Source organism: Stenotrophomonas maltophilia group sp. vghtpe118 (assembly GCF_052605195.1).
Genome location: NZ_CP199672.1, coordinates 2,073,648 through 2,096,228, shown reverse-complemented (window position 1 = coordinate 2,096,228; position 22,581 = coordinate 2,073,648). Strand labels below are relative to the sequence as shown.

Here is a 22,581-nt window from a genome sequence, read left to right as displayed (position 1 = left end):
GAGTTCGTGACACTTTCGTTGCTGCGTCGCAACGAATGCGGCGCGCAGTAAACGTTTACACGGTGTGAGTGCGGGTTTCACATGGGAACCATTGGCGCACGGGGCTCTAGGCCTGCCGCGCATTCAGCGGGGCGTACCGCGGCGGACTTGCGCAGTGCAGCACAAGGTTCAGGCAGGCGTGCATGGAAGTTGACAAACCGCCGTTGTCCATCGAAAGAATGTGACAACGTTGTTCCCAGCCACTCTCCGACGCCGCGTTCTGCGGCCGTCGCCGCAGGAGCCCTCCTGATGTCCGCCGTCCCCGCTGCAAGCGCGCGCCCGAACGTGGCCACCTCCATCGCCATCGTTGGCGTGTTGTTCTTCCTGATCGGCTTCTTCACCTGGCTCAACGGCCCGCTGATCACCTTCGTCAAGTTGGCCTTCGAACTCAGCGAGGTCGGCGCCTTCCTGGTGCTGATGGTGTTCTACCTGTCCTATTTCTTCCTGGCCCTGCCGGCGTCCTGGATCCTGCGCCGCACCGGCATGAAGAAGGGCCTGAGCCTGAGCCTGCTGGTGATGGCCGGTGGTGCCGCGCTGTTCGGTGAATTCGCCACCCAGCGCTGGTACCCGGGCGCGCTCGGCGGACTGTTCGTGATCGGCAGCGGCCTGGCGCTGCTGCAGACCGCGATCAATCCCTACATCTCCATCCTTGGTCCGATTGAAACCGCGGCACGCCGCATCGCGCTGATGGGCATCTGCAACAAGATTGCCGGCATGCTGGCGCCGGTGCTGATCGGCACTCTGGTGCTGCATGGCATCGGCGATCTGGACAAGCAGGTGCAGGCTGCCGACGCGGTCACCAAGGCCGCGCTGCTCAACGAATTCGCCGCCAAGATCCATGCGCCGTACCTGGCGATGGCCGCGCTGCTGGTGGTGCTGGCGGTGGCCGTGCTGTTCTCGCCTCTGCCCGAGATCAAGTCCTCCGAAGCCAATGCAACGCCGTCAGGGGCACCGGGAACGGCCGAGCGCCGCAGCATCTTCCAGTTCCCGCATCTGTGGCTGGGCGTGCTGTGCCTGTTCGTGTACGTAGGCGTGGAAGTCATGGCCGGTGATGCGATCGGCACCTACGGCCACGGTTTCGGCTTGCCGCTGGACCAGACCAAGATGTTCACCTCGCTGACGCTGGGTGCGATGTTGGCCGGCTACGTGGTCGGCCTGCTGGCGATCCCTGGCCTGGTCTCGCAGTCGCGCTACCTGACCATTTCGGCAGTGATGGGCGTGGTGTTCTGCCTGGGCGCCTGGGCTACGCACGGCTACGTCTCGGTGGCTTTCGTGGCGCTGCTGGGCTTTGCCAACGCCATGATGTGGCCGGCCATCTTCCCGCTGGCGATCCGCGGCCTGGGCCGCTTCACCGAGACCGGCTCGGCCCTGCTGGTGATGGGCATCGCCGGCGGCGCGATCATTCCGCAGCTGTTCGCCGTGCTCAAGCAGCACATCGACTTCCAGCTGGTGTTCGTGCTGCTGATGGTGCCGTGCTACCTGTACATCCTGTTCTACTCGGTGATCGGCCATCGTGCCGGCCTGCCGCAGGACAAGGCCTGATCGGCGATGATGGACGGCAGCCAACCCCAGGGAAAACCCATGCGCAGAGCGACCATCAAGGACGTTGCGGAGAAGGCCAAGGTCTCGCTGAAGACGGTCTCGCGGGTGATTAACAACGAGCCCTCGGTGATGCAGGCCACCCGTGCGCGGGTGCTGCGTGCCATCGCCGAGCTCGACTACGAGCCCGATCCGTCCGCGCGCAACCTGCGCAGCGGCACTACCTTCGTGATCGGGCTGGTCTACGACAACCCGAACCCGTACCACATCATCGGCGTGCAGAACGGCGTGCTGGCCGCGTGCCGCGAGACCGGTTTCGGCCTGCAGATCCATCCCTGTGATTCGAGCTCGCCGTTGCTGGCCGATGAACTGGCCGACTGGGTGCAGCGCTCGCGGCTGGCGGGGCTGGTGCTGACCGCGCCGATGTCCGAGCGCCGCGACCTGATCCAGGCGCTGACCGCGCGTGGCATCAAGCTGGTGCGCATCATCGCCGCCACTGAAGACCCGGCCGACGGCGCCTGCGTGTTCGTCGACGACCGCGAGGCGGCCTACGAGATCACCGAGCACCTGATCCAGCTGGGCCACCAGCGCATCGGCTTCCTCTGGGGCGGCAGCTCGCACCGCTCCTCGGGCGAACGCTACGCCGGTTACGAAGCCGCGCTGAAGGACTACGGCATGACCGTGGACAAGCACCTGGTGGTGCAGGGCGATTACACCTTCGACGATGGTTTCCGTGGGGCGCGCCGCCTGCTGGCGCTGCGCGAACCGCCCACCGCCATCTTCGGTTCCAACGACGAAATCGCTGCCGGCGTGCTGGCCGCCGCCAAGTCGGCCGGCATGAACGTGCCCTACGACCTGTCCATCGCCGGTTTCGAGGACAGCCCGTTCTCGCGCCAGTCGTGGCCACCGCTGACCACCGCCAAGCAGGCCACCGAGGACATCGCCCGCCACGCCGCGCGCCTGCTGATCGCACAACTGCGCAGCGACGCCTACGACGATGCGCCGGCACCGCTGCACAACCAGGGCTTCGTGCCGCAACTGGTGGTGCGCGGTTCGACCGCGCCGATGCGCCCGGCCGGCGCACGCCCCCTTCCTTCCGATCCTGCCTGAGCCTGCCATGTCGCTGTCAGACCCCACCGCCACCCTGATGTTCGCCGAGGCCGCTGAAGCGGCAGACGTGGTTGCCCGCCAGTTCTCGCGCAACCACGCCACCATGGAAACCCTGGCCGCCAGCCTGCGCGCCGCGCCGCCGCCGTTCGTGGTCACCTGTGCACGCGGCAGCTCCGACCATGCCGCCACCTACGGCAAGTACCTGCTGGAAACCCAGCTGGGCCTGGTGGTCGCCTCCGCGTCGCCGTCGGTAGGCTCGGTCTACGCCGCACCACTGCAGCTGCGCGGTGCGCTGTTCATCGTCATTTCGCAGTCGGGCAAGAGCCCGGACCTGCTGCGCAACGCCGAGGCGGCCAAGGCCGCTGGCGCACGCGTGATCGCGCTGGTCAACGTCGAGGATTCGCCGCTGGCGCAGCTGGCCGACACGGTCATTCCGCTGCATGCCGGTGCCGAAAAGAGCGTGGCGGCAACCAAGAGCTACCTGGCCTCGCTGGCTGCACTGCTGCAGCTGGCCGCCTACTGGAAGCAGGACAGCAGCCTGCGCAACGCGCTGGACCTGCTGCCGGACGCGATGCGTGAAGCCTGGCAGTGCGACTGGAGCGCGGTGACCGAAGGCCTGGTCGAGGCCACCAACCTGTTCGTGCTCGGCCGTGGCCTGGGCCTGGGTGCGGCGCAGGAAGCGGCGCTGAAGTTCAAGGAAACCTGCAGCCTGCACGCCGAAGCCTACAGCTCGGCCGAGGTCAAGCACGGCCCGATGGCACTGGTCGACCGTGGCTTCCCGGTGCTGGCCTTCGCGCAGCCCGATGAAACCGGCGCCGGCACCCGCGCGGTGGTCGAGGAATTTTCTGCACGCGGCGCGCAGGTGTGGCTGGCCGGTGCCGGCGGCAACTTGCCGGTGGCGCCCGCGCCACACCCGCTGTGCGCACCGCTGCTGACCGTGCAGAGCTTCTATCGCGCGATCAACGCGCTGGCGCTGCGCCGTGGCTTCAACCCGGACCTGCCGCCGCACCTGAACAAGGTCACGGAGACGGTGTGATGGCAACCGTGCTGCGCAATGCCCGCATCCTGGCAGGCGATGAATTCCGCGACGATCTGGCTGTGGTGATCGAAGAGGGTCGCATCAGCGCGCTGTTGCCCGACGCCGCACCGCAGCTGGGCCACGCTGCCGAGCAGGTGGACCTGGGCGGCGGCTGGCTGCTGCCCGGCTTCATCGACGTGCAGGTCAATGGGGGTGGCGGTGCGCTGTTCAACAACACGCCGGACGTGGCGGCGCTGCGCACCATCGCGCAGGCACACCGCCGCTTCGGTACCACCGCGATGCTGCCCACGCTGATCAGCGATGACGTGGCGGTGATGCGCGAAGCCATCGGTGCGATGCGCGAGGCCATCGCGCAGGGCGTGCCGGGCGTGATCGGCATCCATCTGGAAGGGCCCTACATCGCGCCGGCGCGCAAGGGCACGCACGATGCCAGCAAGTTCCGCGTGCCTGACGAAGAAGAGATCACGCTGGCCGCGTCGCTGGACAACGGCGTGACGCTGCTGACGCTGGCGCCGGAGCGCGTGCCACTGGAAACCATCCGTGCGCTGGTCGAACGTGGCGTGATCGTGGCCGCCGGCCATACCGCAGGCACGTACGAAGAGGTCCGCGCCGGCCTGGATGCCGGCATACGCGGCTTCACCCACCTGTACAACGCGATGTCGCCGCTGCAGGGCCGTGAGCCTGGCGCAGTGGGCGCTGCGCTGGAAGACCGCGACAGCTGGATCGGCATCATCGTCGATGGCGTGCATGTGCATCCGGCCAGCCTGCGCGTGGCGCTGGCGGCCAAGCCGCGCGGTCGCCTGCTGCTGGTGACCGATGCGATGCCGCCGGTCGGTGCCGACGATCCCAGCTACGTGCTGTATGGCGAAACCATCACCGCCATCGATGGCGTGGTGCGCAATGCCGCTGGTTCGCTGGCCGGTTCTGCGCTGGACATGGCCACGTCGGTGCGCAACACCGTGCAGCTGCTGGGCCAGCCGCTGGCCGAGGCCGCGCGCATGGCCTCGACCTACCCGGCGCAGTTCCTCAACGTCGACGACCGCCTGGGCCACATCGCCGAGGGCTACCAGGCCGACCTGGTGCTGCTGGATGACGCCCTGCAGGTGCGTGGCACCTGGATTGCAGGACAGTACGAGGCCGCCTGATGAACAGTACGCCGCCGCGCCGTCTGGGCTCGATCGATGCCCTGCGCGGCATCACCGTGGCGGCGATGCTGCTGGTCAACAACCCAGGCGACTGGAGTGCAGTGTTCGCACCGCTGCGCCATTCGGAATGGCATGGCTGCACGCCCACCGACCTGGTGTTCCCGTTCTTCCTGTTCCTGGTGGGTGTGTCGATGGCCTTCAGCGTGGCACCGCGCGCGTTGGATGCCGCCGCACGCCCGGTGTTGGCGCGCGGCGTGCTGGAGCGCGCACTGCGCATCCTGGTGGCCGGCGTGCTGTTGCATCTGCTGATCTGGTGGGCGCTGCATACGCACCACTTCCGCATCTGGGGCGTGCTGCAACGGATCGCCGTGTGCGCGGCATTGGTGGGCGTGCTGGCGGTGTATGCACAGCCGCGCATGCAGGCCGGCGTGCTTGTTGGATTGCTGGTGGGATACACGATGTTGCTGCTCGGCATGGGTGACCTGGCGCCGTGGATCAACCCGGCCAGCCGCTTGGACACCGCGCTGTTCGCGCCGTGGATCTATCAATGGCATGCCGATACCGGCCTCGGCCATGACCCGGAAGGATTGCTGAGCACGCTGGGTGCACTGGCCAGTACCGTGCTCGGCCTGTTGGCCGGTGGCCTGCTGCGCAGCGGGCGTTCGACGGCACTGGCCGGGCTGGGCGTGGCGACCGCCGTGCTGGGCCTGTTGCTGGCCGGGGTGTTGCCGTTGAACAAGCCGCTGTGGACGCCCAGCTACGTGCTGTGGACCGGCGGCCTGGCCGCGCTGGCGCTGTGGCTGGGCCACGTGCTGATCGACAAGAAGGGATGGCCGCCGCTGGGCCGGCGTTTCGGGGTCAACGCGATCACCGCGTATCTGGGGGCCTCGGTGATGTCGGTGGCGTTGATGGCCAGCGGTGCCTGGGGCTGGATCTGGCAGCAGCTGGCCAACGCGATGCCGCAGGCGCTCGAGCTGGCATCGATGCTGCAGGCACTGGTGTTCGTCGCGCTGTGGTGGGGCGTGGCCTGGTGGCTGGATCGTCGCAAGATCTACCTGAAGATCTGAGCAGTCCCGGGGTCGGACCCTTTTCCGCAGGAAAAGGCCCTGACCCGATCCGCCAACGGCATCCACGCATGTGCGGCTCCCAACGCCCAGAAAAAATGAACGATTTCAGCCACATCACATTGGCGTGAGGGCCCGGCGATTTCACATCCGAAATGTGATTTTCCGCACGCAAGTTCATCTATCGAAACGATTCACATCACGGCAGACTGCATACGCAGCAGCGTGCATTTGCAGTTCCTGATTCTCGGTCCAGGAGGACTGTATGACCCGTGCCGTCCCGCGCGCTTTCCGTCCGCGCCGCCTCACCGTTTCCGTGCTTCAGGCACTGGCAGTCCCGTCCATGGTGCTGTTGACCGCCAGCGCCGCCTGGGCCGGCTGCAGCACCGTCGCTCCGGTCGCCGGCCAGACGGTCACCTGTGACGCCAACGCGCCGAATCCGCAGACGGTGCCCATCTCGGCCAGCGGCGAAGCGGGCATCACCGTCAACGTCGCCAGCGGTGCCCAGTTGCAGCAGAGCGGTGGGGCGTCGGCCGTTACCCTGGTCGGTGCAAGTGGTCACCTGTTGACCAACCAAGGCACGATCAGTTCGGTGGGGGGTGTGGCGGTCCAGCTCGGTGGTGGCAGCCGCGTCGAAAATGCGGGCAGCATCAGCACCGGCAACAACACCGCGCTGCAGTTCGTCGGAGCGGGCGACAGCGTGCTGGTCAACCGCGGAACGATCAGTGGGCGTACCGGCGTACAGTTCGATTCAGGTAACGACCGCCTGGACATGCAGGCCGGCAGCATCAGCGGCGGTGTCCTGCAAGGGGATGGCAACGACGTGCTGCTGCTGGGCAATGGCACCATCGACAGCGTCGACCAGGGCAGTGGCGATGACCGGATGACCGTCACCGGCGGCACCGTCACCGGCCTGGTAGCGCAGGACAGTGGCCGCGATGATTTCGTCATGAGTGGCGGCACGATCGGCGCGCTGCAGCAGGGCGACAACATCGATACCTTCCGCATGAGCGGTGGTCGCATCATCGGCGCGTTCGAGGATGGCGACCAGGCCTGGATGACCGCTGGCCGCATCGGCCGCGTCAACATGAAGCTGGACAAGAACCTGTGGGACCAGTCCGGCGGCACCGTGGATGGCAACGTGGTGACCGGCTTCGACACCGACACCATCATCATTTCGGGCACGGCCTACATCGGCGGCAACATCAGCGTCAGCGGCGGCAACGACAGCGTGACCATCACCGACGGCACCGTGCGCGGGCAGGTACTGCTCAGCACCGGCGATGACACCTTCAACTGGAACGGCGGTGGCATCGTCTACGGTGCGATCGACATGGGCCCGGACAACGACGTGGCCAACCTCAGCAACCTCAACCAGGGCAACCTGGGTGCGGTGCCGCTGTTTGACGGGGGGAGTGGCATCGACCAGCTCAACCTGAGCAACGTCAAGACCGCAGGCGTGGGCCGCTTCCAGAACTGGGAGGCGATCAGCCTGGCCAACAGCACGGAGCTGAGCTTCGATGGCGACCTGGTGCTGGGCGACAGCGCAACCGGCACCGGTACGCTCACGGTGGACGACACCAGCACCGTCTACGCGGGCAGTGGCGGCCATGCCATCCGCCCATTCAACAGTGCTGCACTGGTGGAGATGGTCAATGCCGGGCGCATCGACCTGACCGGTACCGGCGCCGGCGACGTGTTCACCGTGCGCGGCAACTATCGCGGTGACGGTGGTGGCCTGTACCTGCGCACCGTGCTGGGCGCGGACAACTCCCCCAGCGATCGCCTGGTGATCGATGGCGGTACCGCCACCGGAACCACCGGCATCGGCGTGCTGAATGCCGGCGGCAGCGGCGCGGCCACGCTGGCCGATGGCATCCTGGTGGTGCAGGCCTTGAATGGTGGCCGCACCGCGCCGGGCGCGTTCTCGCTGTTCGCACCGGTCGCGGCCGGCGCCTACGAGTACTTCCTGTTCAAGGGCGGTGTCAGTGCCGGTACCAGCGAGAACTGGTACCTGCGTTCGACGCTGGTGACCGGCCCGACGCCGGCACCCAACGGTGGTGGCAGTGCCGCCCCGCCGCCGCTGACGCCGCCGGTGGCACCCCCGCCCCCCATTGCCCCGGCACCTCCGCCGCCGCCGGAAGGCGCCACCGATCCGGACCTGACCGCAGGCGAGACCGCACCACCACCACCGCCGCCGGAACCGGCGCCGGTGGCACCGCCCAGCGATCCGGCGGTGCCGGACGTGCCCGTGGCCGGCGGTGCATTGCCCGGTACCGGCGCGCCGCCGACGCCGGGTGCACGCCCGGCCGAAGGCGCGGTGGTACCGCTGTACCGCGTGGAGACCGCCGCCTACGCGGTGGTGCCGCCGCTGCTGCGCGAGACCTCGCTGGCCAGCCTCGGTACCTTCCACGAGCGGCAGGGCGAACAGCGCCTGCTGTACAACCAGGGCGCATTCCGCACCGCCTGGGGTCGCCTGGTGGGGCAGAGCAGCGAGATCCATTGGAAGGGCGATGCACAGCCCGGCTTTGATGGCGACGTGATGGGCCTGCAGGCCGGCCTCGACGTATGGGCTGCGGCGTCGGACAACCACCGCAACCAGATCGGCGTGTTCGTCGGCCGCACCCGCGCGCAGGGCAAGACCACCGGCCTGGCACTGGGCTGGGAGAACGTACAGGTGGGCCAGAACCGCCTGGACGACAAGCACGTGGGCCTGTACTGGACGTTCACCGACAGCAGCGGTGCCTACATCGACGCCGTGGCGATGCAGAGCCGCTACGACGGCCGCGCGCGTTCCTCGCGCGGGCTCGGCTTCGGCCTGAGCGGCGACGGCACCAGTGTGTCGGTGGAGGCTGGCAAGCCGCTGCTGCACTTCGGGCAGTCCGCATGGTGGCTGGAACCGCAGGTGCAGGTGATCTGGCAACGCACTTCGCTGGATGACCGTCGCGATGAAATATCGAGCGTGCGCTTCGACAACGACAACGCCTGGACCGGCCGTGTGGGCCTGCGTTTGGCCGGCCATTACCAGCTGGCCGACAACGGCTGGCAACCGTATTTCAAGCTGAATTACTGGCATGGTCGTTCCGGCGAGGATCGCATCCGCTTCGACGACGACGTGATCATCAATTCGCAGCGTTCACGCGCGCTGGAAGCCGGCGTGGGTGTGGTCGGGCGCTTCAACCGCACCATCAGTGCGTACGCCGTGGCCGACTACACGCGCGAGCTGGGCGGCGACCGCAACGAGAAGCGCCGCATCATCGAAGGCAACATCGGGCTGCGCGCGGACTGGTAGCGCCCTTGCGCTCGGGGGACCCTGCTCTGGTAGGTGCCGACCTTGGTCGGCACTGAACCTACCGACGCCACGAGCACAGTGCAGCCGAGCATAGGCTCGGCTCTACGACAACGGCGCGCACGCATCCGGCTCCACCAACGCCCCGGCATGATCGGCCAACACCACCACCGCATGCAGCAACCCTTCCTCCACCTGTGGCGGACACTGCACCTGCGCATCATCCATCTCGCGCGCCGACTGCGCCGCCAGCAACACACCGCCGCAGGCGGACAATGCGGCAAGACAGCGCGTCGCCTCGGCCAGTTCCCGGCCGCGCGCCTCGCTGAGTTGCCGCTCGCGCCACGCCTGGCCGTCGGCTCCGTGGCTGTGTGCGATGCCGCGCAACCGGGCGAAGAACGCCGACTGCGGCGCCTGTTCGTCGGCTTCGGTGAGCGCATCTTCCAGCGCTTCGGCTGCCGTAGTGGACAGCTGCAGGTCGGGCAATGCAGCACCGAGCAGTGCCTGCAGGCGCGGATAGGTGGGGTAGGGCGTGTTCATGGCAGCAACCTCACAAGGCAAGGCCACCTGCGGGATGCAAGGTGGCGGGCGGTGCGGGTTGGCGTGCCGGTCAAAATCAAAGCGAAAAAGCCGACGGATCACGAGGATCCCCACGCACCGCCCACCATGGGCAAGCCGGTGCATTGTCGCGACTGCCGCTGATGCGGCAAATCGATCGCTTCGATGTTTGATTCGGGACGGCAATCCCGGTCAGCGCAGGAAGCGCCGACGGGGGCCACCTTGGCGCGTTGTGCGCCGCGATGACATGGGCAAAGTTGCAATGTAGTGACTGCACGCAAGCCGCCTTGCTGCAACCAGCGACCGGGCCGGATACGACGGTTCGCGCGTGGCGCAAGCGATCATGCCCCGGTTATGCTGCGGTCCTGACTCAACGACAAGGAAGCGTCGCATGCAGGTTCGCAAGGGAGTGCGTCGCATCGGCGCGCTGATGTTCGTGTTGCTGGCGACCGGCGCCATGGCCGATACGCCAAGCACGGTCGAGGTGCCCTCGCCGGAGGCCCTGGCCGAGATCCTCAGCCTGCTTGAACGCCAGGCGCTGTATCGCGATCGGGTGGACTGGCCCGCCATCCGCATCCGCCTGCAATCGGCGCAGGCCGACCCCGCGCAACGGCTGGCCGTTCTGCGCGAAGCCATTGCGCTCAGCACCGGCCACCATGGTGCATGGACCACGACCCAGCGCCAGCGTGAATCCCTTGCGCGCGCGCAGCAGGCCGGTGCCGCCGCCGTGGACCAGGCCAAGGCCGTCGATGCGGTGGATGCGCGCATCGGCTGGGTGGTCATCGAGGGCTATGCCCCTATGCCCGGCGCGACGCCGCAGGAGAAATTCCGCCAGGACATCCAGCGCGCCGCGCGGTGGCAGCAGGTAATCCGTAGCAAGGACGACGGCATGCGCTGTGGCTGGATCGTCGACCTGCGTGACAACAGCGGTGGCAACATGTGGCCGATGCTGCTGGGCATGGCACCGTTGCTGCGCACCTCGGTGGTGAACAACGAAGATGTGGGAGCGTTCGAAGCCGCACAGGGGCCGGAGCGCTGGACGTTGACCGCGACCGCTGTACAGCGTGCAGGCAAGTCGGTGCTGGACTTCGGCCAGTCCGGCTATGTGCTGCGGCAGCCCGGCGCGCCGGTGGCGGTGCTGTTCGGGCCGCGCACCGGCAGTTCGGGCGAGGCCTCGGTGCTGGCGTGGCGTGGTCGTCCGCAGACGCGGAGTTTCGGTCAGCCTACTGCGGGTGTATCCACTGGCAATGTCGTGCACACGCTTGCCGATGGCAGTCGCCTGCTGCTTACCACCAGCGTGATGCGGGACCGCAATGATCGTGGTGATGGCTTGAAGATCGAGCCCGACCAGCGCGTCGACGGGGACGCCGCCACCGTGGCCGCCGCCCAAGCCTGGCTGCTGGCCCAGCCCGCCTGCCAAGGCACCCGGTCATGATCCTGATCGGTCAACAGGAACGGGTGCTGATCGTCGGCCCCACCGAAGCCCACCACTGCCTGCGCTGCCAGACCGAAACCGAATTCGCCCCGCAGCTGCGCTACAAAATGGCGCGCATCGACCTGCTGTTCGGCTTCACCTACCAGCGCCGCTACGAACTGGCCTGTACCCGTTGCGAGCACGGCTGGGTGCTGGATACCGAGACCATGGACCAGCAGCTGGGTGGGGTGCCGATCCCGTGGCGGCACCGCTTCGGCCTGCCGTTGATGCTGGTGGTGGTGGCGGGGCTGGCGGTGGCCGGATGGATGTGGCGGCACCTGTAGGCCTCCTAGAGAGAGAGGGCGGGCCGACATGGCCTCAGCAGGTCGTTCCAACGGGCGCCGGCCTCAAGTAGGGCCAAGCAATCACGCTGGCCTAGCCCATGCGCATCGCGGTTCGAATCTGCTCTTGGGTTTGCTCGTGCTGGGCGACCTGCTGTGCCTGCGAAGTCTGCTCGGCCTTGGCGAGCGACTGTTCTACGGGTGTATTGACGGCCTCGCTGACCGCGATCGACGCCCGGAAGTGTGCCGGATTGTCGAGCGCTCCCTGCACGACGAACATGCGAGGGCCTGAACCATCGCTGGGAGGATCGCCCAAGACAACATGATCGACGCGTTCCAGGCCGCTGTGCTTGGCCTTTGCAAGCAGGCTGGCCGTCATTCGCTCGCTGGTTTCATCGAAGCTGCGCCCGTGCTTGGCATCCACGGCAGATACACCGTCGCGAATCTGCCGGTAGAGCGCATGGTCGGGGTGGCCGTCCGTTCGGGGATCCAGGCCTGCCTTGTCCAAGGTTGATTCGATGCTTTCCTGCAATGGACTCTTGGGAGCAAAGCCTGGGTGGCTTAGAGAGGGCGAGCCCTTTTCGGTTGTCTCATGGACCAGACGCTCCCCAGGTTTCAATGCACTTTCTGCGCGCTGCACGGCTTCGGCTTCGCGACGGGCGTACGCTCCGGCTTCCTCAGTGCCGCGAAGGTGATTGACCCCGTCGCGCAGGAGTCCAGGGCCACCGCCGACAAGTACGGTCGCCCCCAGCCGCAACTGGTGGATGTCTTTGCGATACTCCGCTATCCGGCGTAGGTCCTCGGCATCAGTGATCCGCGCCTCGGGGTCGTCCAGTACGGACTGCACTGGGCCCTTGTCGGTCATACGGTCAATGAAGTGAACCATTCGATGGGAATCACCCAACTGGACCGCAACCGCAGCGGACATGACATGGCCGCTTTTCATCCCAAGCGATACGAGCGAGGCGATGCGCTGGCCCTGCTCGGCATCGCGCAAGACTCCCAGTTCCTTGGGGAGTGCGTACATCTCAACCTTGCCGTAATGAGGGCCGGCCGCACTAACCAGGTCGCCCGCCATCACATGGTTGGTGAAGGGCGCCGCATTGGCCGGCTGGCCTTCAGGCAGGCGATACGCCAGCCCGGCAGCGCCGTAGGGGTTGAAGGCGTCGCCAGGAAGATTGTAGTGGTGGGCAGTGATCTGCGCGAGTGCGCCGCCTAGGGAATGTCCAGTGACGTACACCGGGCCATATCCGTTTTCCTCAGCTTGCTTGATTGCCTGCTTGGTCAGTACGAGGGCATCATTAATCTGTGCGTTGACTCTGGCGCTGACCATCGCTGCGTCGACGCCGCCATCAAGTATGGCCTGGCGATCAAACTCGGTGCCTCGGTGGGCGATGATGATCTCGTTGGTCTTGATGTTCCGGTACACAACGCCTTGATAGCCGCTGACTGCGTCACGTCGCCCTAGAACTTCGAAGTCTTCACCATCAACGCGCAGCGATTCCTTATCGCCTGGAGCTGGATGTGACGGTGGGGAGTAGGCTGCATTGGCCAGGGCTGCATTGGTTAGAGGTCTCATGGGACGATTCCTTTCGAAGGAGACGATATCTCTATGGCAAAGTACTTCTGCTTCTCGATATCAGACAATCTGTTGTAGCTATACTGGGACTGCGTTCGCACCCACCCAGGCGTCGAACTCTTTGTTTGCAGGGTCATTTGACTGTCTGCGTACGAAATCGATGTGAGTAGTTTCTTCAGTTCGAGATGGTGGACGGCAACTGATATGAAGCCTTCGCGTCCCTCGGAAATGACTGGGAATGAAGCTCGAATGATGCTGGGTTTCCATTCGCATGGCCCACGCCCGTAATAGTCAGCGACTGCCATGCCGTCCTCGAACACGGTGCTGCTGAACTCGGTTGCACTGACGCGTTGTACTGGGAACTCTACTGACTGCCGTTGGGGGGCGTACTGCACACCCTCGTAGTTGTTGATCGGTGGGAGGCAGAGCGGATCTATCTCGTAGGAGACGAAAACCTTCGGGAGGGTGAGCTCCACAGGCGCATCGTGGACCCGGATCACAATCGGTAGTGCATCCTTGGGTGCAGGATTCTCGCGATAGACCGGGTATGAGCGTTCCTTGTTGCATCCAGTAACGGCCAGTGTGATCAAGGCGATCAACGCCACGTGAGTGAGGGGGGGGGAGGGTTTCAGCATGAGCGGTCCATGTCGCTGATTGAGGTAGGCGCCTCTTCAGGGTTACTACGGGGCACGGTTCTCTGCGCGTGACGATACCGGCAGGATTGCCCTGATCCTTGATCGGCTGGACAGGAGGGAAGGCCGAGGAAGACGGCGCCATGTACCGCGCTACGGTGCACATCTGACAGGTTGCGCTGCTCGTGCTGCCAGCTTCCTTGGCCTTCATCCATGCATGCCTGTGGCGCGAGGCCTTGCGAGGTAGCGTTCATCGGCGTTCCGTTGCTCTACGTCATCCGACTATACGATCCGCTCCAGCCGTGCTCAAAGCTCTCGGTCATGCCAGTCTCAACGTCCTTCCAGGATTGAGTGAAGCGACGCCGGCACAGGGTCAGAAGCGAATCGGACACATTGACGATTTCGTCAAACTGTTGGAGCAGGGTCTTAACAATTACCTCGTCGAACGGCTCAGGGGGGAGCAGCGTTCGCAGAATCAGCGGCCGGCCGTATCCTGCCCGCCGTGCTTTCCTCCCAAGGCCATCAAGATTTCCGCGGCCCCGATTCCCTTTGGCTGGATCCAGACCGGTGAGCGCTGGGCGCTTTGGAATAACGGTCGCCGACGCCCTGCGTGTCCCTGCCAATGCGCTGTCGTGCCTCACCCTAGGCCTGTTAAAGTCTGCCCTGCAACCACGTACCGGAACCGACCATGGACCACGACACCCCGTTCGAACCCCTCAACGACCTCGAGGTGCGCCTGCTGCAGGCCCAGGACGGTACGCTGACCGCAGCGCAGTTCCTCGACGGCCTGCTGACCTCGACGGCGTTCGTGCTGCTGGACAAGGCCATCGGCGAAGATGGCGCCTGGGACGAGAGCATCTCGCCGCTGGTGCTGACCAGCGAGAGCGGTGAGCCGATGTTCGCGGTGTTCACTGCCCCCGAGCGCGCGGGCCTGTGGCACGAGCAGCTGCCGCAGTTCGCGCATGCCATGCCGATCGCGGTGCACGCGCTGCTGGCCGGCATCGGCGAGGGCGTCGGCCTGGTGCTGAACCCGGGCCTGGACGTGGGCATGGAGATGATTCCCGATGCCGTGGCCCAGCTGAAGCAGCGTGCGGCGGCGATTACCCGTGGGATGGCGCATTGAAGCCAGTGATATAGGGGTGCCGGCCAGCGGCCGGCACTACCAGGTGCTTCAGCGGGCGGCGGCAATCGCCTTCACCCGCGCCTTGGCCAGCGCTTCACCGATGGCCGGGCCCTTCAGATGGGTGGTATCCAGATCCCGCGCCTGCACTGACAACGCCGCCTGGTGCAGTCGCTTGAGCGTTTCGCCCTGCGGGTAGTCGGCGTCCTCGAAGCCGAGACGGCCACGCTTGTCGGCTTCGCAGCACAGTGCGATGCGCGCCACGCGCTCCGGCCGGCGCAGCGCATCACAGCGGCCCAGCAGTTCCAGCACGGTGGCATCGCGCAGTTCGTCGATGCGGTGCACGTTCAAGTGCTCGCGACACACCGCTTCAGCCAGCTGCTGGTGCTCGGCTGGAATCTTCAACCGCGCACACAGTGCCTTCAGCGGCTTGATGCCGCGCTGCTCGTGCATGATGTGGCGCGGCCATTCCTCCGGCGGGGTCAGGCCCTTGCCGAGGTCGTGGGTGAGCGCGGCGAAGCCGACCAGGTCATCGCCGGGGGCCAGCTTCGCGGCCATGTCGCTGACCATTTCCTGGTGGATGCCGGTATCGACTTCCGGGTGGAACTCAGCACGCTGCGGCACGCCGTACAGCGCTTCCAGTTCGGGCAGGATCGGGCCCAGGGCATGCGCATCGTGCAGTGTGCGCAGGAAGGCGGAGGGCCGCTCACTGACCAGCGCCTTGCGCAGTTCCTGCCAGACGCGCTCGGGCACCAGCGCGTCCAGCTCGCCACTGGCGGCGACCTCGCGCATCAGCGCCATGGTCTCTTCGGCGACGGTAAAGCCCAGCGGCGCAAAGCGCGCCATGAACCGGGCCGCGCGCAGCACGCGTAGCGGATCCTCAACGAAGGCCGGGCCAACGTGGCGCAGCACGCGTTGCTCGATATCGCGCACACCGCCATAGGGATCCACCAGCGTGCCGGTGTCTTCGTCACAGGCAATCGCGTTGATGGTGAAGTCGCGGCGCTGCAGGTCTTCGTCCAGCGTCACCGCCGGATCAGCATCGACCACGAAGCCGCGATAGCCGCGGCCGGATTTGCGCTCGGTGCGCGCCAGTGCGTATTCCTCGCCGGTCTTCGGGTGCAGGAACACCGGGAAATCGCGGCCAACCGCTGTGTAGCCCTGCGCTTCCATCTGCGCAGGCGTGGCGCCAACCACCACCCAGTCGCGGTCGCCGGCAGGGCGCTGCAGCAGGCGGTCGCGCACGGCGCCGCCGACAAGATAGATCTTCATGGGGGAATGATCGCACGGTAGGCGCAGATGTTCCGGTAGTGCCGGCCGCTGGCCGGCAACCGCAGTCACCCCGAAGCTGCCGGCCAGCGGCCGGCACTACCGATGCAGCGGCCAGCCCGAGCCAGGCCAGCAGGCTCATCGTTTCCCTCCCCACGGAATGGATACCGGGGAATGCCGGCCAGCAGCCGGCAGTACCGTGTTGCGGTCAATCGCCACCCTGCTCGGCGTCGGCCGCGCAGCTGAATTTCTTGCGCTTGTCCACCAGGCGCCCCATCAGGCGGTCGCTCAGCGGCAGGGCATCACCATTGAGGCGCCAGTCGTAGATCACGCTGAAGGCCAGAACGCGGGCAACGTACTCGCGGGTTTCCTTGTAGCTGATGGTCTCGATCCACAGGTCCGGATCGAAGCCCGGGCGCTGGCCCTGCCAGCGTGCGGTCGGGGTCGGGCCGGCGTTGTAGGCGGCGATGGTCACGTACGGCAGACCGTCGTACTTGTTCATCAGCTGGCGCAGGTAGGCGGTGCCGATGGCAATGTTGGTGTCCGGGTCGTACAGGCTGTCGGCGCCGCCGTAGCCGGTCAGGCCGATCGACTTGGCCACGCTGGCACCGGTGGCCGGCAGCACCTGCATCAGGCCCATGGCATTGGCAGGCGAGCGCGCACGCGGAGTGAAGGTACTCTCGGCGCGGATCTCCGCGGCCACCCAGGCCGGGTCGATCGCGTTGCGTGCCGATTCGCGGCGGATGGTGGCGTCGTGATGCAGCGGGAAGCGCAGGTCGTACAGGCGCTGTTCCTGCGGCTGCTTGCCGAGCGCGAACACGGCGCGGTCGAACCAGCCGTTGTCCTGCGCCACGCGCACGGCGAGGCGGCGCTGGGTGTCATCGAAGCGCGACAGCGCGCTGTTCCATTCGGCCACGGCCCAACCGGCGCGGTCGATCTGGTACAGCGCCATCGCGCGCTGGATGGCCGGGTCGCGCGCGATCACCGCCTGTGCCTGTGCGCTGTCGTTCGGCTTCCACGGGCACAGGGTGTAGCCCTGCTGCAGCTTGTCGGCGGCCAGGAAACCGTGGAAGGTCGGTGCGCGTGCGGCTTCGCGGAACAGCGGCTGCGCCTGCTGGGCCTGGCCGGTTTTTTCCAGCATGCGGCCTTCGAAGTAGCGCCAGCGCGGGTCGCTGCGCTGCTTGCTGCCCATCTTGCGGATCGCGGCCAGCGCTGCCGGCCAGTCGCCGCGCGACATCGCTTCGCGCACGCGCCATTCGTGCAGGCGCTCGTCGTAGGCCGATTCGGGTACCGCGTTGAGGCGGCGTGCCGAATCGGGCAGGTAGGAGGCCACCGTCCACAGCGCGATCTGGTACAGCACCTGGCCCTGCTGGTCGGCACTCAGGCCGAGCGCCTGGGCGTACTGCGGCAGCTGCTGCTCGGTGGCGCCGGGGTCGGCCTTGGCCAGCTTGGCCAGGCCATCGGTGGCGATGCGCCGGCTGCGCTCGTTGCGCGGCCAGTTCAACGCGCTGGCATTGGGCTTGTCGACAAAGGCTGCGTAATTGTTCGCCAGCGCCAGGTCGGCGGCGGGCAGGCCGCGTGCGGCGCTGCGCATCACCGCCGGTTGCTGGGCATCGGCGGCGGCATCGATGCGTTCCCAGCGCAGGGCGTCGCTCAGGCCACCCTGTGCCTGCAGTACGGCAAAAACGGCATCACAGCCGTCCGGCAGCGACTTGCCGTTCTTGCGCCACAGATCCTGCGCTTCACTGATCCACTGCGGATCGACCCTGCCCGTCACCTGGCGCGCGGTCAGCTGCGCACAGCGCAGGCCGGGGTTGTCGGTGGGCGCCCAGTTGGCCAGCAGGGTCGGCCAGTCCTGGCGGCGTGCGAGCGAGGGCAGCCACACGCTGCGGAAGGTGCTGGCCACGGCCTGGCCGTCATAGCGCTTGAGGAAGGCCTGCGCCTGCGCGGTATCGACGGTGTCGATGTTGCGCCGCAGGTCGGCGTACTCCAGCCAGCCATAGGCCGGATGGCGGCTGAGCGCAGCGGCCTGGCCAGGATCGTACTGGCCGCGTTCGGCGGCTGCGATCGCGGCTTTCAGCTGCGCGTTCTGGGCATCGAGGGACTGGGCATTGGCGCAGCCGATCAGCAGCGTGGTGGCCAAGGGCAGCAGGGACAGGGCGGTCGAAGTGCGTCGGGTCATGGCGACCAGCATAGCGGGCGATGGCTGAATTCAGTTTCGCATTGCGTGCACGCCCGGCGTCGGCAACGACAGCTGAATGAATCCGCGCAGGCCCCTGCCGCACGGGGTCGCAGGCGTCGTAACGTCGGCCCTGGGCGAACGGCCCGGCTGCAGGGAGCGGCACATGGCGTTCAGTAGCGCAGGAGGAAGCGGCCCGCTGGCGGACATCAATGTCACGCCACTGGTGGATGTGATGCTGGTGCTGTTGATCATCTTCATTGTGACCGCGCCGATCGTGGCCCGGCCGATTGCCGTGCAGTTGCCGCAGGCCACCGATCGCGTGGTTGACCGTCCCGAACCGCCCCCGCCGATCGAGCTGCGCCTGGACGCTGGCAACCAGCTCAGCTGGAATGGCCAGCCGATGGCGATCAGTGAGCTGCAGGCGCGCCTGCAGGCACAGGTGGGCGAACATGCCGGCAATCTGCCGGAGCTGCGCATCGCCACCGATCCGGCGGCCGAGTACGAAGGCATGGCGCGGATATTGGCTGCGGCCGAGGCGACCGGCATGGAGCGGATTGCCTTCGTGCGATAGAGCGTTGTCTCACTGCCGCTCATGCGGTGATTGCAGCATGAGCGGCGCTTGCCCTGCTGACAGCGTCGCATCCAGGATCCGCAGAAAAGCCATTTCAATCTGCGCCGGAACCGGGGTCGGATGTGCTCGCCACCTTCTGGTCTCAGAGTCATGTTCAACGTCGAAAGCGGTCAACTCGGCTCTCTCGAAATCCACCACAACCGTCCACCCCTCTCCTGAGGCCGAGGCCGCATCGCTGGGAGAGAGGCAGTTGTTGCACTCGATCACGCCGCCTGCCCTCGATTCGCCTGCCAGAGGAAGAAGCAGCGTGATCACCATCATGACGCTCGGCACGGCAGTTAGTGCTTTCATGATCGATCCGCCCGCGAATGGCTGGAGGTGCGAGTCTGCACCGGGTCGATCAAGCGGGCCTTCTGAATGAAGGAATTTCAGACTATTCCTGAAATGGTTCGGCAAAGGCACTTTCATGCGCGCGGCAGTTTCCGGCGCGCGCTGTCGCGGCCAGCATCAAAGCGAAGCGGCGGAACATTACCGTCCGGTTCTAAACGGCATTCATCTGACGCAAATGTCATGCAATTGCGTCAATTCCGCGTGAAAGAGTGTCGATCGTCACGCCGTGATTTTTACCGCTTGTTTACAAAGGAGACGCTGCCGCCATGCAGGGGGAGCGCGGCAGTCCATGTCCCGACATTCCTTTGGAGAGAGAGCGAATGAATCACCTGCACCACCGCCCGTTGGCGGTTGCCGTCACGCTGTGCGTGATGGCCCTGGCCCCATTGGGTGCCGCTGCACAATCCACCACCAACCTCGACGCGGTGGAAGTCACCGGTACCCGCATCAAGCGCGCTGAAGTCGAAGGCCAGGTGCCGATCCAGACGCTGACCCGCGGTGATATCGAACGCACCGGCCTGACCTCGATCGGTGAAGTGCTGCAGCAGCTCACGGGTTCCGGCTCTGCGCTCAACGCCAAGTTCAACTCGTCCGGCAACTTCGGTTTCCCGCCCGATGGCAGTGGCGTGGGTGCCGGCTCGGCGCAGGTCGATCTGCGCCACCTGGGTGCCAAGCGCGTGCTGGTGCTGGTTGACGGCATCCGCTGGGTCAACGAGTCGTCCGCATCGGGCGTCGGTGCGGCCACCGACCTCAACACCATTCCGCTGGCCATCGTCGAACGCATCGAGGTGCTGGAAGACGGCGCGTCGTCGCTGTACGGCTCCGATGCCATCGCCGGCGTGGTCAACATCATCACCCGCCGCGACTTCGATGGCGGGCAGGTGACGCTGAACTATGGTGAGTACAGCAAGGGCGACGGCACCCAGAAGGGCGTGGACCTGGCGTGGGGCAAGAGCGGTGATCGCTTCAGCCTGTTCCTGGGCGCCAGCTGGACCAAGCAGGACCCGGTATTCGCCAAGGATCGCGAGCAGTCACGTTTCCCGATTCCGGGCACCGGCCTGGCCTTCGGCAGCGGCGGCATTCCACAGGGCCGCTTCGCCTTCGTCGACCCCAACACCGGCGCCGAGCAGGACATCGTGCCCAACAGCGGCGTGCCAAACCCGCGCTACGACGGCAGCGCCGGCTGCAACCGCAGCGATGACTACCACTGCTTCACCAGCGCCGACCGCTTCAACTTCGCCGAATACAACATGGTGCTCACGCCGTCCGAGCGCAAGGGCCTGTTCGGCCAGTTCCGCTTCGACATCACTGACAACATGCAGTGGTACATCAAGGCACTGGGCAACCGCCGCGAGTCGACCAACCAGGCCGGCCCCGAGCCGCTGTTCTTCGGCCCCGATGGCGCCACCGGTAATCCGTTGGCCGACAACATCGTGGTCTCGCGCCTGAATCCGTACAACCCGTTCGGCTTCGACCTGGTGTCCTCGGGCAACATGAGCCTGATCGGCCGTCGCCCGGTGGAAGGCGGTGCGCGCGTGTTCAAGCAGGAGGTCAACACGACCTACGTGGCCACCGGCCTGGTCGGCAACTTCCAGGCGGCCGACCGCAGCTGGTACTGGGACGTCAACGGCATGTACAGCAAGAACAAGGCCGAACAGACCAACTACGGCAGCTACAACATCTACAACGTCAACATGGCGCTGGGTGACCCGGCGGTGTGCGCGGCTACCCCGGGCTGCGTGCCGTTGAACATCTTCGGTGGCGTCGGTTCGATCACCCCGGACATGCTGAAGTGGATCCAGCCGGTGGTGCGCGACCGCAGCCAGAACGAGCTGAGCCTGTTCACCGCCAACCTGTCCAGCGAGCTGTTCTCGCTGCCGGCCGGCCCGGTGTCCTTCGCCACCGGTTTCGAGTACCGCAAGTACGAGGGCTGGTACCAGCCGGATCCGCTGACGGTGATCGGCCACTACAACGGCGTGCCGTCGCAGCCGACCTCCGGTTCCTACGACGTCAACGAGGCCTACCTGGAGTTGAGCGTGCCGATCTTCGCCGACTCCTCGTTCGGCAAGAAGCTGGACCTGAGCCTGGCCGGCCGCTATTCGGATTACTCCACTTTCGGTGGCGAGTTCACGCCCAAGTACGGCCTGCGCTGGCAGGTGACCGATGACTTCGTGCTGCGCACCACGTACGCCGAGGGTTTCCGCGCACCGTCCATCGGCGAACTGTACGGCTCGGCCGCACGTGCCGACCTGCAGCTGTTCGATCCGTGCTCGGTGGGCCTGGGCGGTACGCCGCCACGTGGCAGTGCCGCCAATTGTGCCGCGCTGGGCGTGCCGGCCGGCTTCCAGCAGGCCAACTCGCAGATCTCGGTGACCACCGGCGGCAATCGTGATCTGGAACCGGAGCGCTCGCGCAGCTTCAGCACCGGCTTCGTGTGGAGCCCGTGGTTCGGCAACAACGCGTCGTGGTCGGAGCGCTTCGATGTGGAGGTGACCTTCTACCGCCACGCCATCGATGGTGCGATCCAGGCCATCAACGCGCAGACCCAGCTGGACCTGTGCGTGGACACGCTCGACCCGCTGTACTGCGATGGCATCACCCGCGCCAGCACCGGTGCGGTCAGCAGCTTCAACAACCGCCTGACCAATCTGGGCTCGATCAAGACCGACGGCTGGGACGTGGACCTGTTCTGGACGTTGCCGCAGACCTCCTTCGGCCAGTTCAAGCTGGCGTGGAAGAACACGTTCGTCGGTCGTTACGAAGCCACCGGCGCGGCCGGGCAGAAGCAGCCGCAGAAGCCGGGCGTGGAAGTGGCCGACAGCTCCATTCCGGAGTGGACCAGCAACGCCAGCATCGCCTGGACGATGGACCGCTGGAGTGCGAACTGGACGGTGCGGCACATCTCCGAGCTGACCGAGAACTGCGGCGATGCCGTGGCATTCCCGGTGTGCAGCAACCAGGCCGACGGCACCAACACGCTCTCGGCCACCACCTTCCACGACATGCAGGTGGGCTACAAGATCGACTGGATGAAGGGGCTGCAGCTGACCGCGGGCCTGAACAATGTGTTCGACAAGGATCCGCCGATCTGCCTGTCGTGCTCGTTGAACGGGTATGACGCCTCGACCTACGACATCCCGCGTGGCCGTTACTGGTACCTGCGCGCGGACCTGCGGTTCTGATGTGAGGGGGGCAGCGCCGGTCAGTTCCGGCGCTGCCTTGCGGATGTAGCGCCGAGCCCGCACTCGGCTGATTCTCTGAGCCGAGCATGGGCTCGGCTCTACAGGTGCGGGGCGGTCG

The 22,581-nt window shown here is 66.2% G+C and carries 17 protein-coding genes; 11 read left to right on the top strand and 6 right to left on the bottom strand.

Annotation, left to right across the window (positions count from 1 at the left end; genetic code table 11):
- Positions 1-288: 288 nt before the first annotated feature.
- The 6 genes from ACUDTM_RS09595 to ACUDTM_RS09570 all read left to right on the top strand — a co-directional run bounded on the left by ACUDTM_RS09595 (position 289) and on the right by ACUDTM_RS09570 (position 9,228).
- On the top strand, positions 289-1,581 hold the full coding sequence (locus tag ACUDTM_RS09595) for a sugar MFS transporter (protein WP_072167173.1): 1,293 nt from the start codon (positions 289-291) through the stop codon (positions 1,579-1,581).
- A 39-nt stretch (positions 1,582-1,620) separates the two neighbouring features.
- Positions 1,621-2,688, top strand: a complete 1,068-nt coding sequence (locus ACUDTM_RS09590) for a LacI family DNA-binding transcriptional regulator (protein WP_005411045.1) — start codon at positions 1,621-1,623, stop codon at positions 2,686-2,688.
- A gap of 7 nt (positions 2,689-2,695) precedes the next feature.
- The gene (locus ACUDTM_RS09585; protein WP_072167172.1) at positions 2,696-3,724 is read left to right on the top strand and encodes an SIS domain-containing protein; all 1,029 of its coding nucleotides are present in this window, start codon (positions 2,696-2,698) and stop codon (positions 3,722-3,724) included.
- Positions 3,724-4,872, top strand: coding sequence for an N-acetylglucosamine-6-phosphate deacetylase (gene nagA, locus ACUDTM_RS09580; RefSeq protein ID WP_445391285.1), 1,149 nt, complete (start codon positions 3,724-3,726; stop codon positions 4,870-4,872). Before ACUDTM_RS09585 ends, nagA begins: the two co-directional genes overlap by 1 nt.
- Positions 4,872-5,939, top strand: a complete 1,068-nt coding sequence (locus tag ACUDTM_RS09575) for an acyltransferase family protein (protein ID WP_072167170.1) — start codon at positions 4,872-4,874, stop codon at positions 5,937-5,939. The genes nagA and ACUDTM_RS09575 overlap by 1 nt, the downstream gene beginning before the upstream one ends.
- Positions 5,940-6,201: 262 nt before the next feature.
- A complete protein-coding gene (locus ACUDTM_RS09570; RefSeq protein ID WP_445391284.1) occupies positions 6,202-9,228 on the top strand; it encodes an autotransporter family protein in 3,027 nt (1,008 codons plus the stop codon).
- A 102-nt stretch (positions 9,229-9,330) separates the two neighbouring features.
- Here ACUDTM_RS09570 and ACUDTM_RS09565 read toward each other — a convergent pair whose 3' ends face one another.
- The gene (locus ACUDTM_RS09565) at positions 9,331-9,765 is read right to left on the bottom strand and encodes a hypothetical protein (protein WP_072167168.1); all 435 of its coding nucleotides are present in this window, start codon (positions 9,763-9,765) and stop codon (positions 9,331-9,333) included.
- A gap of 409 nt (positions 9,766-10,174) precedes the next feature.
- Here ACUDTM_RS09565 and ACUDTM_RS09560 point away from each other — a divergent pair, with 409 nt between their 5' ends.
- Together ACUDTM_RS09560 and ACUDTM_RS09555 are read left to right on the top strand one after the other, a co-directional pair.
- Positions 10,175-11,218, top strand: coding sequence for a S41 family peptidase (locus ACUDTM_RS09560; RefSeq protein ID WP_438915071.1), 1,044 nt, complete (start codon positions 10,175-10,177; stop codon positions 11,216-11,218).
- Positions 11,215-11,541, top strand: coding sequence for a hypothetical protein (locus ACUDTM_RS09555; protein ID WP_072167166.1), 327 nt, complete (start codon positions 11,215-11,217; stop codon positions 11,539-11,541). The genes ACUDTM_RS09560 and ACUDTM_RS09555 overlap by 4 nt, the downstream gene beginning before the upstream one ends.
- A gap of 91 nt (positions 11,542-11,632) precedes the next feature.
- Here the strand turns inward: ACUDTM_RS09555 and ACUDTM_RS09550 are convergent, their stop codons facing one another.
- Positions 11,633-13,117 carry an XVIPCD domain-containing protein gene (locus ACUDTM_RS09550; RefSeq protein ID WP_445391283.1) on the bottom strand — a complete coding sequence of 495 codons (1,485 nt, stop codon included), beginning with the start codon at positions 13,115-13,117 and terminating at the stop codon, positions 11,633-11,635.
- Positions 13,114-13,752 carry a hypothetical protein gene (locus ACUDTM_RS09545; RefSeq protein WP_072167164.1) on the bottom strand — a complete coding sequence of 213 codons (639 nt, stop codon included), beginning with the start codon at positions 13,750-13,752 and terminating at the stop codon, positions 13,114-13,116. Before ACUDTM_RS09545 ends, ACUDTM_RS09550 begins: the two co-directional genes overlap by 4 nt.
- Positions 13,753-14,437: 685 nt before the next feature.
- Here ACUDTM_RS09545 and ACUDTM_RS09540 point away from each other — a divergent pair.
- The gene (locus ACUDTM_RS09540) at positions 14,438-14,872 is read left to right on the top strand and encodes an SseB family protein (RefSeq protein ID WP_072167163.1); all 435 of its coding nucleotides are present in this window, start codon (positions 14,438-14,440) and stop codon (positions 14,870-14,872) included.
- A 48-nt stretch (positions 14,873-14,920) separates the two neighbouring features.
- Here ACUDTM_RS09540 and ACUDTM_RS09535 read toward each other — a convergent pair whose 3' ends face one another.
- Together ACUDTM_RS09535 and ACUDTM_RS09530 are read right to left on the bottom strand one after the other, a co-directional pair.
- Positions 14,921-16,141, bottom strand: coding sequence for a multifunctional CCA addition/repair protein (locus ACUDTM_RS09535; RefSeq protein ID WP_072167162.1), 1,221 nt, complete (start codon positions 16,139-16,141; stop codon positions 14,921-14,923).
- Positions 16,142-16,346: 205 nt separating this feature from the next.
- Positions 16,347-18,332, bottom strand: coding sequence for a transglycosylase SLT domain-containing protein (locus ACUDTM_RS09530; RefSeq protein ID WP_088497184.1), 1,986 nt, complete (start codon positions 18,330-18,332; stop codon positions 16,347-16,349).
- Between the two features lie 151 nt (positions 18,333-18,483).
- On the opposite strand from ACUDTM_RS09530, the gene ACUDTM_RS09525 reads away from it, so the two are divergent.
- Entirely contained in the window at positions 18,484-18,891 is a 408-nt protein-coding gene (locus ACUDTM_RS09525) for an ExbD/TolR family protein (protein ID WP_088497183.1), read from the top strand.
- A gap of 9 nt (positions 18,892-18,900) precedes the next feature.
- On the opposite strand, the gene ACUDTM_RS09520 is transcribed toward ACUDTM_RS09525, so the two are convergent.
- Complete coding sequence (locus ACUDTM_RS09520; RefSeq protein WP_353080355.1) at positions 18,901-19,359, bottom strand: hypothetical protein; 459 nt, start codon at positions 19,357-19,359, stop codon at positions 18,901-18,903.
- Positions 19,360-19,652: 293 nt separating this feature from the next.
- On the opposite strand from ACUDTM_RS09520, the gene ACUDTM_RS09515 reads away from it, so the two are divergent.
- Positions 19,653-22,463 (top strand): TonB-dependent receptor, encoded by a 2,811-nt coding sequence (locus tag ACUDTM_RS09515; RefSeq protein ID WP_425520596.1) that lies wholly within the window; start codon positions 19,653-19,655, stop codon positions 22,461-22,463.
- Positions 22,464-22,581: the final 118 nt, after the last annotated feature.

What these genes read in the sequence shown, in the direction of transcription:
- ACUDTM_RS09595 (WP_072167173.1), top strand. Translation starts at nt 289, where the DNA reads ATGTCCGCCGTCCCCGCTGCAAGCGCGCGCCCGAACGTGGCCACCTCC.
- ACUDTM_RS09590 (WP_005411045.1), top strand. Translation starts at nt 1,621, where the DNA reads ATGCGCAGAGCGACCATCAAGGACGTTGCGGAGAAGGCCAAGGTCTCG.
- ACUDTM_RS09585 (WP_072167172.1), top strand. Translation starts at nt 2,696, where the DNA reads ATGTCGCTGTCAGACCCCACCGCCACCCTGATGTTCGCCGAGGCCGCT.
- nagA (WP_445391285.1), top strand. Translation starts at nt 3,724, where the DNA reads ATGGCAACCGTGCTGCGCAATGCCCGCATCCTGGCAGGCGATGAATTC.
- ACUDTM_RS09575 (WP_072167170.1), top strand. Translation starts at nt 4,872, where the DNA reads ATGAACAGTACGCCGCCGCGCCGTCTGGGCTCGATCGATGCCCTGCGC.
- ACUDTM_RS09570 (WP_445391284.1), top strand. Translation starts at nt 6,202, where the DNA reads ATGACCCGTGCCGTCCCGCGCGCTTTCCGTCCGCGCCGCCTCACCGTT.
- ACUDTM_RS09565 (WP_072167168.1), bottom strand. Translation starts at nt 9,765, where the DNA reads ATGAACACGCCCTACCCCACCTATCCGCGCCTGCAGGCACTGCTCGGT.
- ACUDTM_RS09560 (WP_438915071.1), top strand. Translation starts at nt 10,175, where the DNA reads ATGCAGGTTCGCAAGGGAGTGCGTCGCATCGGCGCGCTGATGTTCGTG.
- ACUDTM_RS09555 (WP_072167166.1), top strand. Translation starts at nt 11,215, where the DNA reads ATGATCCTGATCGGTCAACAGGAACGGGTGCTGATCGTCGGCCCCACC.
- ACUDTM_RS09550 (WP_445391283.1), bottom strand. Translation starts at nt 13,117, where the DNA reads ATGAGACCTCTAACCAATGCAGCCCTGGCCAATGCAGCCTACTCCCCA.
- ACUDTM_RS09545 (WP_072167164.1), bottom strand. Translation starts at nt 13,752, where the DNA reads ATGCTGAAACCCTCCCCCCCCCTCACTCACGTGGCGTTGATCGCCTTG.
- ACUDTM_RS09540 (WP_072167163.1), top strand. Translation starts at nt 14,438, where the DNA reads ATGGACCACGACACCCCGTTCGAACCCCTCAACGACCTCGAGGTGCGC.
- ACUDTM_RS09535 (WP_072167162.1), bottom strand. Translation starts at nt 16,141, where the DNA reads ATGAAGATCTATCTTGTCGGCGGCGCCGTGCGCGACCGCCTGCTGCAG.
- ACUDTM_RS09530 (WP_088497184.1), bottom strand. Translation starts at nt 18,332, where the DNA reads ATGCTGGTCGCCATGACCCGACGCACTTCGACCGCCCTGTCCCTGCTG.
- ACUDTM_RS09525 (WP_088497183.1), top strand. Translation starts at nt 18,484, where the DNA reads ATGGCGTTCAGTAGCGCAGGAGGAAGCGGCCCGCTGGCGGACATCAAT.
- ACUDTM_RS09520 (WP_353080355.1), bottom strand. Translation starts at nt 19,359, where the DNA reads ATGAAAGTGCCTTTGCCGAACCATTTCAGGAATAGTCTGAAATTCCTT.
- ACUDTM_RS09515 (WP_425520596.1), top strand. Translation starts at nt 19,653, where the DNA reads ATGGCCCTGGCCCCATTGGGTGCCGCTGCACAATCCACCACCAACCTC.